Annotated in this window: 19 protein-coding genes, 1 tRNA gene and 1 pseudogene; 2 read left to right on the forward strand and 19 right to left on the reverse strand. The window is 63.6% G+C overall.

Annotation, left to right across the window (positions count from 1 at the left end):
- Window positions 1-583: 583 nt before the first annotated feature.
- From M3461_11965 to M3461_12045, 17 genes and pseudogenes are all read right to left on the reverse strand, one after another.
- Window positions 584-781, reverse strand: a pseudogene (locus M3461_11965) (type II toxin-antitoxin system HicB family antitoxin).
- A 43-nt stretch (window positions 782-824) separates the two neighbouring features.
- Window positions 825-1424: an NADH-quinone oxidoreductase subunit J gene (locus M3461_11970; protein MDQ3775014.1), complete on the reverse strand. Its 600-nt coding sequence runs from the start codon at window positions 1422-1424 to the stop codon at window positions 825-827.
- Window positions 1425-1557: 133 nt separating this feature from the next.
- Window positions 1558-1749 (reverse strand): type II toxin-antitoxin system HicA family toxin, encoded by a 192-nt coding sequence (locus M3461_11975; protein MDQ3775015.1) that lies wholly within the window; start codon window positions 1747-1749, stop codon window positions 1558-1560.
- A complete protein-coding gene (locus M3461_11980; GenBank protein MDQ3775016.1) occupies window positions 1746-1955 on the reverse strand; it encodes a type II toxin-antitoxin system HicB family antitoxin in 210 nt (69 codons plus the stop codon). The genes M3461_11975 and M3461_11980 overlap by 4 nt, the downstream gene beginning before the upstream one ends.
- 345 nt (window positions 1956-2300) lie before the next feature.
- On the reverse strand, window positions 2301-2555 hold the full coding sequence (locus M3461_11985) for a hypothetical protein (protein MDQ3775017.1): 255 nt from the start codon (window positions 2553-2555) through the stop codon (window positions 2301-2303).
- 132 nt (window positions 2556-2687) lie between these two features.
- The gene (locus M3461_11990) at window positions 2688-2918 is read right to left on the reverse strand and encodes a hypothetical protein (protein MDQ3775018.1); all 231 of its coding nucleotides are present in this window, start codon (window positions 2916-2918) and stop codon (window positions 2688-2690) included.
- A 60-nt stretch (window positions 2919-2978) separates the two neighbouring features.
- Complete coding sequence (locus M3461_11995) at window positions 2979-3275, reverse strand: hypothetical protein (GenBank protein ID MDQ3775019.1); 297 nt, start codon at window positions 3273-3275, stop codon at window positions 2979-2981.
- Window positions 3276-3284: 9 nt separating this feature from the next.
- Window positions 3285-3773 (reverse strand): NADH-quinone oxidoreductase subunit NuoI, encoded by a 489-nt coding sequence (gene nuoI / locus M3461_12000; GenBank protein MDQ3775020.1) that lies wholly within the window; start codon window positions 3771-3773, stop codon window positions 3285-3287.
- Between the two features lie 163 nt (window positions 3774-3936).
- Window positions 3937-4995 (reverse strand): NADH-quinone oxidoreductase subunit NuoH, encoded by a 1059-nt coding sequence (gene nuoH / locus M3461_12005; GenBank protein ID MDQ3775021.1) that lies wholly within the window; start codon window positions 4993-4995, stop codon window positions 3937-3939.
- Window positions 4995-7397, reverse strand: a complete 2403-nt coding sequence (gene nuoG, locus M3461_12010) for an NADH-quinone oxidoreductase subunit NuoG (protein ID MDQ3775022.1) — start codon at window positions 7395-7397, stop codon at window positions 4995-4997. The genes nuoH and nuoG overlap by 1 nt, the downstream gene beginning before the upstream one ends.
- Entirely contained in the window at window positions 7394-8722 is a 1329-nt protein-coding gene (gene nuoF, locus M3461_12015) for an NADH-quinone oxidoreductase subunit NuoF (protein MDQ3775023.1), read from the reverse strand. Before nuoF ends, nuoG begins: the two co-directional genes overlap by 4 nt.
- Window positions 8723-8724: 2 nt before the next feature.
- Window positions 8725-9207, reverse strand: a complete 483-nt coding sequence (locus M3461_12020) for an NAD(P)H-dependent oxidoreductase subunit E (GenBank protein ID MDQ3775024.1) — start codon at window positions 9205-9207, stop codon at window positions 8725-8727.
- A complete protein-coding gene (locus M3461_12025) occupies window positions 9204-10457 on the reverse strand; it encodes an NADH-quinone oxidoreductase subunit D (protein MDQ3775025.1) in 1254 nt (417 codons plus the stop codon). The genes M3461_12020 and M3461_12025 overlap by 4 nt, the downstream gene beginning before the upstream one ends.
- On the reverse strand, window positions 10450-11208 hold the full coding sequence (locus tag M3461_12030; GenBank protein MDQ3775026.1) for an NADH-quinone oxidoreductase subunit C: 759 nt from the start codon (window positions 11206-11208) through the stop codon (window positions 10450-10452). Before M3461_12030 ends, M3461_12025 begins: the two co-directional genes overlap by 8 nt.
- Window positions 11205-11705, reverse strand: coding sequence for an NADH-quinone oxidoreductase subunit B (locus M3461_12035; GenBank protein MDQ3775027.1), 501 nt, complete (start codon window positions 11703-11705; stop codon window positions 11205-11207). The genes M3461_12030 and M3461_12035 overlap by 4 nt, the downstream gene beginning before the upstream one ends.
- 54 nt (window positions 11706-11759) lie before the next feature.
- The gene (locus M3461_12040) at window positions 11760-12116 is read right to left on the reverse strand and encodes an NADH-quinone oxidoreductase subunit A (GenBank protein MDQ3775028.1); all 357 of its coding nucleotides are present in this window, start codon (window positions 12114-12116) and stop codon (window positions 11760-11762) included.
- A gap of 152 nt (window positions 12117-12268) precedes the next feature.
- Window positions 12269-12353: transfer RNA gene (locus M3461_12045), tRNA-Leu, on the reverse strand.
- Window positions 12354-12463: 110 nt separating this feature from the next.
- Here M3461_12045 and M3461_12050 point away from each other — a divergent pair.
- The gene (locus M3461_12050) at window positions 12464-12763 is read left to right on the forward strand and encodes a hypothetical protein (GenBank protein ID MDQ3775029.1); all 300 of its coding nucleotides are present in this window, start codon (window positions 12464-12466) and stop codon (window positions 12761-12763) included.
- 118 nt (window positions 12764-12881) lie between these two features.
- Window positions 12882-13283 (forward strand): multicopper oxidase domain-containing protein, encoded by a 402-nt coding sequence (locus M3461_12055; GenBank protein MDQ3775030.1) that lies wholly within the window; start codon window positions 12882-12884, stop codon window positions 13281-13283.
- Between the two features lie 62 nt (window positions 13284-13345).
- On the opposite strand, the gene M3461_12060 is transcribed toward M3461_12055, so the two are convergent.
- Together M3461_12060 and M3461_12065 are read right to left on the reverse strand one after the other, a co-directional pair.
- The gene (locus M3461_12060; GenBank protein MDQ3775031.1) at window positions 13346-13561 is read right to left on the reverse strand and encodes a hypothetical protein; all 216 of its coding nucleotides are present in this window, start codon (window positions 13559-13561) and stop codon (window positions 13346-13348) included.
- A 4-nt stretch (window positions 13562-13565) separates the two neighbouring features.
- Window positions 13566-14552: a lysylphosphatidylglycerol synthase domain-containing protein gene (locus tag M3461_12065; protein MDQ3775032.1), complete on the reverse strand. Its 987-nt coding sequence runs from the start codon at window positions 14550-14552 to the stop codon at window positions 13566-13568.
- Between the last annotated feature and the right edge of the window lie 13 nt (window positions 14553-14565).

Below are 14565 nucleotides of genomic sequence, written 5' to 3' on the forward strand. Positions count from 1 at the left end.
GTGGACAAAGCGTGAACAACTCCGGCGGAGACAATCTCGGCATGTGAGAATAAAAATAGCTAAGTAAAGATCAAAATAATCTAGCGCCGGGGCTTGACAACGGGGCCCTCATAGAAGGGACGTTGTCCACAGATCCCCAGCTTGGCCTGTGGGCCCTGCGGGTAACAGGGATGTTATCCACAAGTCCACAGGCACCCATGCCCTCACAGGCTCGCAACCACCCACAAATTGTCCTGAAGAGCCAGAAGATGAGCAGTAGGAGGACGAAGGAGGGGAGGGAAGCCGGTTGTAAGGTGGCGAGCGTCGATTCTGACACGTGTTCAGCGCACCAACAACTCCGCCGGGCGAGGCAGACGGCGCGGGTAACGCTCGTTATTGGTTCATTTGAACTTCAATACACCGAGGTCTCGGCAGATCTTTTCTAGCCAAATCGTAATCGATTTCGCGATGCCGTGGTACCGCTGACCTTAAATTCTTGTTCGGGTTGTGCCACCAGGAATGCCGGCCGCCTTCCCGCAGAAGCTCGCATCCTTGTGCACGGAGGTGGCTCAGAAAGCTCCCCGCGCTTCATATGGCGATAGGGTTCTTCCTCGTACTCCGACCCGGCTGCCTCCAGCGCTTCTTTGCGATTGAGGTCCGACTCCTCTCGGAGCGTTGTCCGTAGCGTTTCCAATAGTTCTTCTCTAGTTCCCTCCTGGCAGTTCACCCCCGGGACTTCCTCGATCCAGCCGATCCACCAGGCGCCTGAGTGCTTGATGACCGCGGTATAGGGTTTTTTCATTGCGCTTCCACCGTCGCCGAGACATTCTCGGTGCGACGTCACGTCATTGCCTCTCATCCGGCGCCATCTTGACGAGCCGTACCCGATCGGCGCGCCGCACCGCCACCTGGTCCTCGGGCTTCTGCGCCTTGGTCTGGCGTTTCGGCCGCAGGGTGAGGGCGATGGCGGCCACGATGGCGACGAGGAGGATCACGGCCGCGATCTCGAAGGGGTAGAGGTAATCGGTGTAGAGCACCCGCCCGAGCTCGCGCGTGTTGCTGTAGCCCGCGGGGTGCTGGACGGCCTCGGCCACCCGGTCGGCGCCGAAGTAGCGGGGGCCGACCGCCAGGACCATCGCGGTGATCATGAGGCATGCCACGGCCCCCGCGACCGGCAGGAACCGGGCGAAACCCTCGCGCAAGGGGGTCAGGTTGATGTCGAGCATCATGACCACGAACAGGAACAGCACCATCACCGCACCGACGTAGACCAGAACCAGCGTGATGGCCAGGAACTCCGCCTCCAGGAGCAGCCACACGCCGGCGCTCGCAAAGAAGGCGAGCACGAGGAAGAGCGCGGCGTGTACGGGGTTCTTGACGGTGATGACGAGCGTCCCCGAGGCGACCAGGATCCCGGCGAAGAAATAGAAGACGACCTGTTTCACGATGCGATTACCGACCGCTGACCGACGATGAAGGCGGCACTCTCTTGAGCGCCGTGTTGGATTCAGAGAAGACAGTGCCTCGCTCGGAGAAAAATGTAACCTGGAGAGGTCCCCGAAACTCACATGTTTTGGGTTAGGCTTGACGACCCTTCAGTCCCAGCTGCTTCCTGATAAGCTCGCACAGGCTGTCCTTGATCTCGGCATGCCGCGGTATTGGCGCTTGCCTGCCCTTGTTCGGGTTGGCGTAGATATCATGCTTCATCCCATGACGCTTCAAGTAGCAACCAGCGGCGACGAGCGCTCGAATAAGCTCTCCACGCTTCACGCGACATCCATTACGATCTCTTTGGACTTAACGCCTGGACGTGGGCTTGCACCTTCGTCCGCCATCACAAGCGCATAAGCATCCTTTATATTGTCTTCGAGCTCGGCAAGCGTTTCCCCCTGACTAAAGACACCAGGCACTTCTTTTAGCTTTCCCACGTACCAATCATCGTCGACCCAATACTCTAGCGTAAATTGTCGCTGCATATAGCCCCCTCATACATTCGACAACCCGAACACACCACGCCTTCTTCAAAAATGGTCGCTTTCGCAAAAGCTCATCGAGCATTCTGTATAACAACCCGTGTCGACCTACTCCCCACTGACCAAGCCCTTTCCTGCCCCGCAGCGCCTTTACCCCCACTCTGACCCTCCCCCGCTCCGCAGGGGAGGGGACCGGAATCTCGCATCCCCTGCTAAGGGGATCAAAATCAAGTAAAAAGTTTGATTTGACTCCCCTCATCCTAACTTCTCCTGAGGGAGAAGAGACTTGTAGATTATTGAGCTCGTCTTGTATAACACCTTTTCTGCAAGAATCCAAGAACCAGGCCCCTACAACCCGAGCTTTCGCTTGACGTCCTCCAGGCTGAAGGTCTCTTTCTCCCGAGAGCGCTCCGCTAAGAACGCTAGCAGCTCCGGGTTGTTCCGGACTTGTTCGATCTCCAGGCTCAAGTCATCGACCGTACCGCGGCGCACCTCTCCCCGGCTAAGCTCTTGTCGTGCTTCCTCGATACGCTTGGAAAGCATGTCTCTCGTGCGTTCGATGTCCAGGGCCTCTTGGAAGGTAACGGTCTGGTGAATCGACATGGGAAACAGCTCTAAATGCAAAAACCTACCTCACGATGGTCCGGTATAGAATATCGTAGGATGTGCCGACGTAAGGAGGCGCATCAGTTGCGGGACATCGCTCGACAGATGCGCTTCGTACCTCAGCGCATCCTACTCGGGCTCATTCACGGCCAACTCCGCGCCACCGGACCATGCATCACCGTAAAGCCCAAAGCGCTTCGCAATAGGCAACGCATCTGTAAAGAGTCCCTTGAGCGTGTGAACTGCACCAAAGCATCGAGCAGCATTCCCAAGAGTCACTTCACGCTCCATCTTTGATGGTGGCTTGCGGAAGAGCTGGGCGTTGTACGCAGCTTCGTGCATGACCTTCTCTTCAAGCACTCGTTCAGGCTTGGCGTGGGCGATTGCGTTTCGAAATCTCGTAAGGTAGCGAAGCGTGGACTATGGTTTTTTGGTCGAATCATACTCAATGCCCAGGCGCTCGGCTAGTAATCGAACTTTGGCAATTGGGCTCGCGCTTTCAAAGTCACTCCACTCGTCGACTGCGCGACTGCCAACAGCGTTCGCGAGGGCTTCAATAGCCAACGCCGAAAACGTGAGCGTCACAAGGCAATGATTGAAGCGGCCAAGTTCGGTGGACTTGGCCGTTTCAAGCTCAAGATTGGCGACATGGAGGAGCATGTGATGCGCAAAGAACTCCCTTTCCTGTCGCTGTTTTATGCGTCGAGTGGGGGCCATGAAGGCTAACTAACGATATAACGCATCCTGCGCCCGGTCCTCCGCGATCTCCTTCTCGAAGCGATCCCCCATGACGAGGAGCTGTTCTTTGTTCACCACGAGGTCGCCGCGCTGCTCGCCGTGGTATTCGAAGAAGCGCGTCTCGACGATGGCGTCGACCGGACAGGATTCCTCACAGAAACCGCAGTAGATGCATTTCGTGAGATCGATGTCGTAGCGGGTGGTGCGCCTCGTGCCGTCGTCGCGCTGCTCCGAGTCGATGGTGATGGCTACGGCCGGGCATACCGCCTCGCAGAGCTTGCAGGCGATGCAGCGTTCCTCGCCGTTCGGATAGCGGCGCAGGGCATGGTGGCCACGGAACCGGGGCGACTGCGGGGTCTTCTCCTCGGGATACTGGACCGTGACCTTGCGGTTGAAGAGCCGGCGGCCGGTGAGGCTCAGGCCTTTGAACAGCTCGGTCAGCAAGAGGCTCTTGAAGTATCGGGCGGGTGAGGTCATGGTACCTTATTATACCACGCACGGACACAACCCCCCTTTTTGATCCCCTCATCCCAACCCTCTCCCGGAGGGAGAGGGAGAAAAGACAGTGCCTCTCCCGAAGGGAGAGGGGATCTAAGGAGGCGATCTATGACCGTGGCCAAGTATATATATATCTATCAAATTACCGATCAAACCAGGGCGGTACCCCGACCATCACCAGGAGACCCACCACGACGATCCAGACGATCGTGATGGGGATGAAGACCTTCCAGCCGAGCCGCATGATCTGATCGTAACGATAGCGTGGGAATGTCGCCCGTAGCCACAGGAACCAGAACAGGAAGAAAGAGACCTTGAGGAACAGCCACGCGATGCCGGGCACGAAGGAGAACAGGCCCTCCAGGACCGGGACACCCTGAAACGGCGACAGCCACCCGCCCAGGAACATCACGGCGGCGAGCGCCGAGATCAGGATCATGTTCATGTACTCGGCGAGGAAGAAGAGCGCGAACGACATCCCCGCGTATTCCACGTGAAAACCCGCGACGATCTCGGATTCGCCCTCGGCGATGTCGAACGGCGCGCGGTTGGTCTCCGCCACCCCGGAGACGAAATAGATGACGAAGAGCGGCAGGAGCGGCAGCCAGAACCAGTGGAGCAGACTACCGGCTTGGGCCACGACGATGTCGTGGAGGTTCAGGCTGCCCGCGGCGATCAAGACACCGACCAGCGCGAAGCCCATCGCGATCTCATAGGAGACCATCTGCGCGGCCGAGCGCATGGCGCCGAGGAAGGCGTACTTCGAGTTGGAGGCCCATCCCGCGATGATGATGCCGTAGACGCCCGTGGAGGTCATGGCGAGGATGTACAGGAGCCCGGCGTTGATGTCCGCGAGGACCTTGAGGTTGTCGAAGGGCACGACCGCCCAGGCCGCGAGTGCCGGGGCGAGCGTAAGGATGGGGGCGGCGAGGTACAGGACCCGATTGGCGCCGCTCGGGATGATGACCTCTTTGAGCACCAGCTTGAGCACGTCCGCGATCGGCTGGAGCCAGCCGCGCGGGCCGACCCGGTTCGGGCCGATGCGCACCTGCATGTAGCCGATCACCTTGCGCTCGGCGAAGGTCAGATAGGCGACCCCGAGCAGAAGCGGGAGGACGATGAGGATGATCTTGAAGACGATCCAGATGAGCGGCTCCGACCCGGCCACCTCGACACCCGTTGCCGCGAACGCCTGCCCGATCACGTCGCGGCCTTCGTGAGCGACACGGGCCCGGAGCATGCGCCCAAGCGGCTGGCCGGTTCGCGCGCCGCCGACAGCATCACGGCACCTTCCGGGACGCTCGAGTCCAGGGCCACCGACAGCTCGATCACGGCCCTCCCTTGTCGCAAGCGTGCGCGGGCGCCGTCGGTAAGCCCGAGCGACTGCGCCAGCACCGGGTGCAGGTGGAGACCATCGTCGCCCGCGTCCGCGGTGCGCTGCAGGGCCCCAGCCCTGCGCACCAAGGGGTCGAGCCGGTGCATGGACACGGGCGCGATGAGGTCGAGCGCGCCGTTCGCAGGCGCACTGGCAACCGGTACCTCGGCCAGCGACAGCCACCGGCCGCCCATTGGGTGGAAACGGTTGTCGGGCGTGGCATCGCCCGTGGCGCCGCGTACCTCGGTCTGGACCTCCTCGATGCCATCGAAGCCGAAGCCGGACAAGCCTAAGGCATTGCCCAATACCCGCAGCACCTTCCAACCGGGCCTGGCCTCACCGAGTGGCGAGACGGCCGCCTCGAACGCCTGCCACTCGCCAGCCGCATTGACGAAAGTCCCCGCGGTCTCGGCAAAGCCTGCGATCGGGAGCAGGGCATGGGCATATTCGTCCATGATCGGTGTGCGATAGCCCGAGAGTGACACCACGAATTCGGCCCCGTGCAAGGCCGAAAGCGCCGCGGCCGGCCGCATCGCGTCCAATTCCGGCTCGAGCCCGAGAAGCAGAAAAGACTTCATGCCGGCGTCCCACATGGCACCGGCAGATAACCCCGGCACGGTGACCGCCCGACCCCCGGACCGCCGGTGGGGCAGGACCCCGGCCAGCCAGGCACCGGCGCTGTTCGCGGCCTCCGGCAGATAGCCGAGCCGCGTCCCGGATGCCTCGGCGATGAACCCCGCGAGCGCCCGCAGGGCGCTCCACCGGGGGTGGGAGACCGCCAGGTTGCCGAGGAGCACGAGGCCCGATCCGGCCCCGCGCAAGCGTTCCGCCATCTCCCGGTGCTCGTCCGTGACCTCGATGCCGCCCAAGATCTCGGCGATGTTGGTCGCGGGCTTCTCGGCCAGCGCCTTCGCGATCCCCGCGAGTGATGCGACCATGCGGCTCGGCGGGATGATGAGCTTCTGTGCGATCCGGTAGTTGAAGTCGAAGTCGATGGGATTCAGGACCATCACGGCCCCGCCGTGCATCGCCGCTTTGCGCAACCTGTGGTTGGCGATGGGTTGGTCCTTGCGCGGATCGCTCCCGATGAGCAGCGCGCTACCGATCCGCTCGAGATCGGCGATCGTAGAGCCGAGCCAGGGGAAGAGGGGAGCCTGCGGATCATCGCTGAAATCGAGCTGGCGCAGGCGGTGATCGATGTTGTCGGTCCCCAGCGCCCGCGCGAGCTTCTGGAAGAGATAGAGCTCCTCGAGGGTCGCGGCGGGTGAGGCCAGGGCCCCGAGCTGCTCGACCCCGTGCGACGCGACGGCACGCTTGAGACCGGCTGCGGCGAAGGCGAAGGCCGTTTCCCACTCCGCCTCGCGCCAGGAGCCGTTTTCTTTGATCCGGGGTGCGAGCAGGCGGTCCGCGCTGTAGAGCCCCTCGTAGCTGAAGCGGTCGCGGTCCGAGACCCACACCTCGTTGATGCCCTCGTGCTCGCGCGGCACGACCCGCTTCACGCGGCCCTGGAAGATATGGAACGAGATGTTCGATCCGATGGCGTCATGGGGCGCGATGCCGGGCTTCTGCCGTAGCTCCCAGGCGCGCGCCGAGTAGCGGAAGGGTTTCGAGGTGAGCGCCCCGACCGGGCAGAGATCGATGACATTGCCGGACATCTCCGAGGACACGGCGTTCTCGATGTAGGTCCCGATCTCCAAGTGCTCACCGCGTCCCGTGGCGCCGAGCTCCCGGAGCCCCGCGACCTCGTCGCCGAAACGCACGCAGCGCGTGCAGTGGATGCAGCGGGTCATGTCGGTCTGGATGAGGGGCCCGATGTCCTTGTCCTTGACGACCCGCTTCTTCTCGACATAGCGCGAGATATCGGATCCATAACCCATGGCCAGGTCCTGCAGCTCGCACTCCCCGCCCTGATCGCAGATCGGGCAGTCGAGGGGGTGGTTGATGAGCAGGAACTCCATGGTCGCCGCTTGCGCCTCCCTGGCGCGCGGCGAGCGGGTGTAGACCTTGATGCCCTCCATGACCGGCGTCGCACAGGCCGGCAGCGGTTTCGGCGCCTTCTCGACCTCGACCAGACACATGCGGCAGTTGGCCGCGATCGAGAGCTTCTTGTGGTAACAGAAGCGCGGGATGTAGATGTCCGCCGCATCGGTCACCTCCATGAGCATGGCACCCTTCTTGGCCTGTAACACAAGGCCGTCGACTTCGAAGGTGACCAGGTCCTCGCTCATGCCGCCTCGCGCTCCACGCCGTCCATGAGGCTCCGGCCGTGCTCGAGGTAGTGCTCGAACTCGTGGCGGAAATGCTTGATGAAGCTCCGGACCGGCATGGCCGCGGCATCGCCGAACGCGCAGATGGTGTGGCCTTCGATCTTCCTGGCCACATCGTCGAGCTTGTCGAGGTCCTCGGCCCGTCCTCGGCCTTCGACGATGCGCGTCAACATCCGGTACAGCCAGCCCGTGCCTTCCCGGCAGGGGGTACATTGACCGCAGGACTCGGCATAGTAGAAACGCGAGATGCGCCGCAGCACCTGCACCATGCAGGTGGTCTCGTCCATGACGATCACCGCGCCCGAGCCGAGCAACGAGCCGGCCTTGGAGATGGAATCGTAGTCCATGGTGCACGCCATCATGGCGTCACCGGGCAGGACCGGCACCGAGGAGCCGCCCGGGATCACGGCCTTGAGATTGCGGCCCTTCCACATCCCGCCGGCCAGCACCAGGAGATCGGGGAAGGGCGTGCCGAGGGGGACCTCGAAGTTGCCGGGACGTTGGACGTGCCCGGTCACCGAGAAGACCTTGGTGCCGCCATTGTTGGGCTCGCCGATCTCGAGGAACCAGCGCGCCCCCATGCGCAGGATGGTCGGGACCGAGGCCAGGGACTCGGTGTTGTTGATCGTGGTCGGGCGGCCGTAGAGGCCGTAGCCGGCGGGGAAGGGGGGTTTGAAGCGCGGCAGGCCCTTCTTGCCCTCCAGGGACTCCAAGAGGGCGGTCTCCTCGCCGCAGATGTAGGCGCCCGCGCCGAGGTGGTTGTAGAGATCAAAGTCGATGCCCGAGCCCTGGATGTCACGGCCGAGCAGGCCGGCCTCGTAGGCCTCCTTCAGGGCGTCCTCGAAGCGCGTCGCGGGCTCGTCCATGAACTCCCCGCGCATGTAGTGGTAGCCCACCTCAGCGCCGATCGCATAGCCCGCGATGGCCATGCCCTCGATGACCGCATGGGGGTTGAAGCGCAGGATGTCGCGGTCCTTGCAGGTGCCTGGCTCGCTCTCATCGGAGTTGCAGACGATGTAGTGCGGTCCGCTCGGGACCTTGGGCATGAAGCTCCACTTGAGCCCGGTCGGGAATCCGGCGCCACCGCGACCGCGCAGGCCCGAGGACTTGACCTCCTCGATGATGGCCTCGCGCGGGGTCTTCTCGGCGAGGATCTTCTTCCACGCTTCATAACCGCCGAGCTTGCGGTAGGTCTCCATGCTATAGGGCCGGTCGTGCCCGAGCGTCGCAAAGCAGACCTGATTGAAATACGGCACCTGAGTGAGGCCCTGATTGAGATAGGGCATAGTCATGTGAGGCCGTCCAGCACCTCGTCGATCTTGGACGGGGTGAGGTCCTCGTAGTACTTATGGTCCACCATCATCATCGGGGCCCCGCAGCAGGCGGCCAGGCACTCCTCCTCGCGCTTCATGTAGACCCGCCCGTCGGGGGTGCTACTCCCGGTCTTGATCCCGAGCTTTTTCTCGACGTGCGCGACCAGGGCATCCGCGCCCCTGAGCCAGCAGGAGAGGTTGGTGCAGATCGAGACGCTGTGGCGGCCGACGGGTCTGGTTTCGAGCATGGAATAGAAGCTCGCGACCTCGTAGACCGCGATGCGCGGCATGCCGAGATAGTCCGCGACCTCGTCCATGAGCGCCACGGTGAGATGACCGCCGTTCTCGTGCTGGGCCTCGGTGAGCGCCGCAAGCACCGCCGATTGCTTGCGCTCCGGCGGATACTTGGCGACCCAGTGGTCGATCACCTCTCTTGTGTGATGCGAGAGCCCGCTCATCGGTCGATCTCCCCGAACACGATGTCCATGGTGCCGATGGTCGCCACCACATCCGCGAGCATGTGCCCCCGCACCAGCTCGTCCATCGCCGCGAGGTGCGCGAAACCGGCGGCCCGGACCTTCAATCGATACGGCTTGTTGGCTCCGTCCGAGACCAGATAGATCCCGAACTCGCCCTTGGGGTGCTCGACCGCGCAATAGACCTCTCCTTCGGGCACGCAATAACCCTCGGTAAAGAGCTTGAAGTGGTGGATGAGGGCCTCCATGTCGGCCTTCATGACCTCGCGCGGCGGCGGCACCAGCTTGTGGTCGGGGACGATCACGGGGCCGGGGTTTTCGCGCAGCCATGCGACACATTGCTTGATGAGGCGAGTCGACTGGCGCATCTCCTCGATGCGGACCAGATAACGGTCGTAGCAGTCGCCGTTGACCCCGACCGGGATGTCGAAGTCGAGCCGATCGTAGACCGCGTACGGTTGTTTTTTCCTGAGGTCCCAGGCGACCCCCGAGCCGCGCAGCATGGGGCCGGTGAAGCCGAGGGCGAGCGCCCGTTCGGGTGTCACCACGGCGATCCCCACGGTGCGCTGCTTCCAGATGCGGTTGTCGGTCAAGAGCGTCTCGTACTCGTCCACGCATGCCGGGAAACGCTCGGCGAAGTCGTCGATGAAATGGAGGAGTGAGCCGCGGCGATTGTCGTTCAGCCGCTCCACCTCCTTGTGGTTGCGGAAGACGGAGGGCTGATACTGCGGCATGCTCTCGGGCAGATCGCGGTACACTCCGCCCGGCCGGTAATAGGTGGCGTGCATGCGCGTCCCCGAGACCGCCTCGTAGCAGTCCATGAGGTCCTCGCGTTCCCGGAAACAATAGAGGAACACCGTCATGGCGCCGATGTCGAGGCCGTGCGCCCCGAGCCACATGAGGTGGTTGAGAATACGGGTGATCTCGTCGAACAAGACCCGGATGTACTGGGCCCGGACGGGCGGCTCGACCCCGAGCAGGCGCTCGATGGCCAGCACGTACGCGTGCTCGTTGCACATCATGGAGACGTAGTCGAGCCGGTCCATGTAGCCGATGCTCTGGTTGTAGGGCTTGCTCTCGGCGAGCTTCTCGGTGGCGCGGTGCAGGAGCCCGATGTGCGGATCGGCGCGCTCGATGACCTCGCCGTCCATCTCGAGGACGAGGCGCAGGACCCCGTGGGCCGCCGGGTGCTGGGGCCCGAAGTTCATGGTCATGTTGCGGATCTCAGGCATCGGCCTTGGTCGCTCCCGGCACCGGGTAATCGTGGCGGATGACCTTGGGGACCAGCACGCGGTTCTCGATCGTCACGGGTTGGTAGATCACTCGTTCCTGCTCCGGGTCGTAACGCACCTCGACATTGCCCTCCAAGGGGAAATCCTTGCGAAAGGGGTGGCCGATGAAGCCGTAATCGGTCAGGATGCGGCGCAGATCCGGGTGGCCCTCGAACAGGATCCCGAAGAGATCGAAGGCCTCGCGCTCGAACCAGTCGGCCGAGGGCCAGAGGTCGACCAGCGAGGCGATGCACGGCGGGTCTCCCTCGGCGTAGGCCCTGATTCTCAAACGGCGGTTGTGGGTCACGGACAGGAGGTGATAGACGACCGCGAACCTTGATCGAACAGGGGCTGATCTACCGGGGGGGGTTGATCGACCGACGGCGGATCGATCCGGGATGCCCTCCGGCGTCGTCTCGCGGTAGCTCCCAGCGCTGACGCCGCGGCTGAAGCCCGAGGTGCTGGCGTCCTCGGTGAGCCAGTCGGCCTGGCCGTAGGCCGAGTAGTCCACGCCGCACACATCCATGAGCTGCTCGAACCGGAGATCGGGCTCGTCGCGCAATGCCGTGCACACCTCGACGAGATCCTCGGCGGCCAGCTCGGCCGTCACCTGGCCGACCGCGACTCTACAGTCGAGCTTCTCTCCGAAGCGCTCAAAGAGGCGCGCGGCCAGCGTTTCCGCGGGGGTCTTCGGGGCGTCCAAGGGGCTCAAGGCTGGCGCGCGATGGTGTTCGTGCGCCGGATCTTGTTCTGGAGCTGGATCACACCATAGAGGAGCGCCTCAGCCGTGGGCGGACAACCCGGGACATACACATCGACCGGCACGATCCGATCGCAACCGCGCACTACCGAATACGAATAGTGATAATAGCCGCCGCCGTTGGCGCAGGACCCCATCGAGATCACCCAGCGCGGCTCGGCCATCTGGTCGTAGACCTTGCGGAGCGCCGGGGCCATCTTGTTGACCAGGGTCCCCGCGACGATCATGACATCCGACTGGCGGGGACTCGGCCGGAACACCACGCCGAAGCGGTCCAGGTCATAGCGGGCGGCGCCGGCGTGCATCATCTCGACGGCGCAGCAGGCGAGCCCGAAGGTCATGGGCCAGAGCGATCCGGTGCGCGCCCAGTTGACGAGGGTGTCGACGGAGGTCGTCACGAAACCCTGGTTCGGGTGCTCGGCCTGGTTCAGATGCTCGGCTATGCCCATGAAACGATGCCTGAAACTATGCCCAACTTGCTTATTCCTATGCTCAACTTTCCTTTATTCCCATTCGAGCGCGCCCTTCTTCCACTCGTACACGAAGCCGATGACGAGCACGCCCAGGAACACCATCATGGCCACGAAGCCGGTCACGCCGATGTCCCCGAGCGCCACCGCCCACGGGAACAGGAAGGCGATCTCCAGATCGAAGATGATGAACAGGATGGCGACGAGGTAGTAGCGGACATCGAACTGCATGCGCGCGTCCTCGAAGGCCTCGAAGCCGCACTCATAGGGCGAGTCCTTCTCCGCATAGGCGTGCCGCGGCCCGAGCACGAAACCCACGGTCAGCGCCACCGCGCCGAAGACGAGCGCGATGACGATGAAGACCAGTACGGGTACATATTCCGCGAGCATGGGTGACCAGTGTGATTGTTTTATGAAAATAGCGGGTGCCGACCGCCGTGCCGACAAGGCCTGCCCCGCAGGGGCAGCGATTGTAAGGGATCGCCGGGCCCGTGTGGATACCCACCGCTAGTGGACAGCCGCACGGACCCGGCCTTCCGAGGTGGTGCCGATGGCCGGACTCGAACCGGCACGGCTAGCGCCACCGCCCCCTCAAGACGGCGTGTCTACCAATTCCACCACATCGGCGCACTGTAAAGCGCTAGTTTAGCACCTTTGACGCTTGCGTAGAATTCGCCCCTTGTCTATCTTCCTATCTTGACAGGGTGCAGAAATGCGTCCTGAAACGGGAGGTAGGCATGCTCCGCAAAGGTTCCAAGCTCATCGAACCGTTTCGCCAGAATCAGTGGCTCGGCATGGCGCTGATCACCTTCGCGCTTGGCGGCGTGGCGGGCGCACAGGCCAACTGCCCGCCGCCCGATCTCCAGTCTTTGCAGCAGCCACCGGAGATCGACGCCCAGGGCGGTGTGCTCAGCACCACGTTCGTCGTCAAGATGCAGGAGCACCCTTGTGTGCCGGTGTTCGACGGCACCAAATGGACCACGCAGCCCATGACGCTGCGCACCTACTTCTATCCGGCCGCGTCGACGAGACCATGACCCTCGGCAAGGCCGAGCAGTGGGCGGTTCAGAACGGCTCGGCGCCCGCGCACCCGTTCCACATCCACACTAATCCTTTCCAGATCATTGCCATGAACGGTCAGGCCCTTCCGGCGCCATGGATCTGGTGGGACACCTTCGGCCTGCCGGCGGTCTCGACGACGCCACAGGACGTGAACGCCGGCCCGATCTTCAGCAACCAGCAGGCCCAGCAGGTGTGCCCCGGCGTCTGCACCAGGCGAACGCCAACTGGAACGGCCAGTGGAAGACCACCGTGCCCAGCCAAATGTCGGTCTGCGGCTGCCTGCCTTGGGGCTCGATCACCACCCGAAGCCGGTTCCTGGACTTCACCGGCGAGTACGTGGTCCACTGCCACTTCCTGGGCCACGAGGACCGCGGCATGATGATCGGCGTACAGACCGCCTGCCCGTCGACCCCGCAATGGGGCACGACCGTGCCGGCCGGCACCGCGGACAACTGCAGCCTCAACCTGTCGGCCTCCCCGCAGTGCCCGAACTGAGGACGGCGCTTCTCAGGTCGTAGTGCCCTTTCGGATGGCGCGGGCGGGGGGAAATGCGCGAGTTACTCCTCGGAGAGCCAGTTTTGTACCGCGAGACCGGGGACGTTCTCGAAGTGGCGGATGTTCCGGGTCACGAGCACGAGGTCGTGCACCGATCCGGTCGTGGCGCGGATGACATCGTGCAACCCATCGCTTTGCCGCTCTTGCGCAACCGCCTGCCTCGCCAAGGCGAGCGAGGCCGCCGCCGCGTGACGCCTCTTCGTCGTACGCGCGCCCACCCCGCTAGGCCCTGGTCCGCTCCCACGTCTCCCTTCCCATGAGCAGCACCGTGGCGACGGCGAGCGGCAGGAGGTTGTAAATCGCCCGGTAGACGAGGAGGGCCGCGGCCAGCGACTCGGTCGGGATGAGCGAGCGAAAGGTGACGAGCAGGATGCCCTCGAATACGCCGATGCCGCCCGGGACGTGGCTCACCATGCCGGCCACGGTGGCGAGGGTGTAGACGACCAAGAAGCCGAGGAACGGGACCTCGGGCGAGTCCAGGAGGAGGTACAGGCAGGCCCCGGCGAGCACGATGTCGGTGAGCGTCAAGACGATCTGCGTGATGGCCAGCCCCGGGGTGGGCAACGGGACCTCTAGGCGACCGAGACGCAGGGGGGCACGCCGCAAGAACGTCGCGGCGATGACCGCCCCGAACGCCACGAGTCCCACGATGCCGATGGCGTGCAGGGTGGTGGCCGGGAGGCCGGTGAAGCCCGCGATCAAGTCCGGATAGACGAGCACCGCCGCCGCCGCGATGACGAAGTTGCCGAGCCCGTAGGCCGCCATGCCGAAGAGCGTGATGCGCGCGACATCGACGCTGGACAGTCCCGCCGGCACATAGATCCGATAGCGTACCGAGCCCCCGGACACGAGATTGGCGCCCACGGTATTGGCGATCGCGCAGCCGCAAAAGGCCGCGAGCGCCACGGTCCGGTAGGGGATCCTCGCCCCGATGTAGCGCAGGCCCGACCAGTCGTAGCCGGTAAAGATAGCGTAGCTCCCGGCGGTGAGCAGCAACGCCGCGAGGATCTGTCCCGCCGATAGTGCGGAAAGCTGCGCCACCAGACGCGCCACATCGAGGTCTTTGCACACGTGGTAGATCGCCCCGATCGCTACGGTGAAGAGCACAAGCGAGAGGAGCGTCATGGGCCAGCCGCTCGTTGCACGGACTGGAGGGTCCTCCCGCGGGCCGCCGCGCCCGTCGTGGGTGGTGAGGGTCTCGGGATCCATGACGACGGGGATT

This window comes from Pseudomonadota bacterium (assembly GCA_030860485.1).
Taxonomy (GTDB): domain Bacteria; phylum Pseudomonadota; class Gammaproteobacteria; order JACCXJ01; family JACCXJ01; genus JACCXJ01.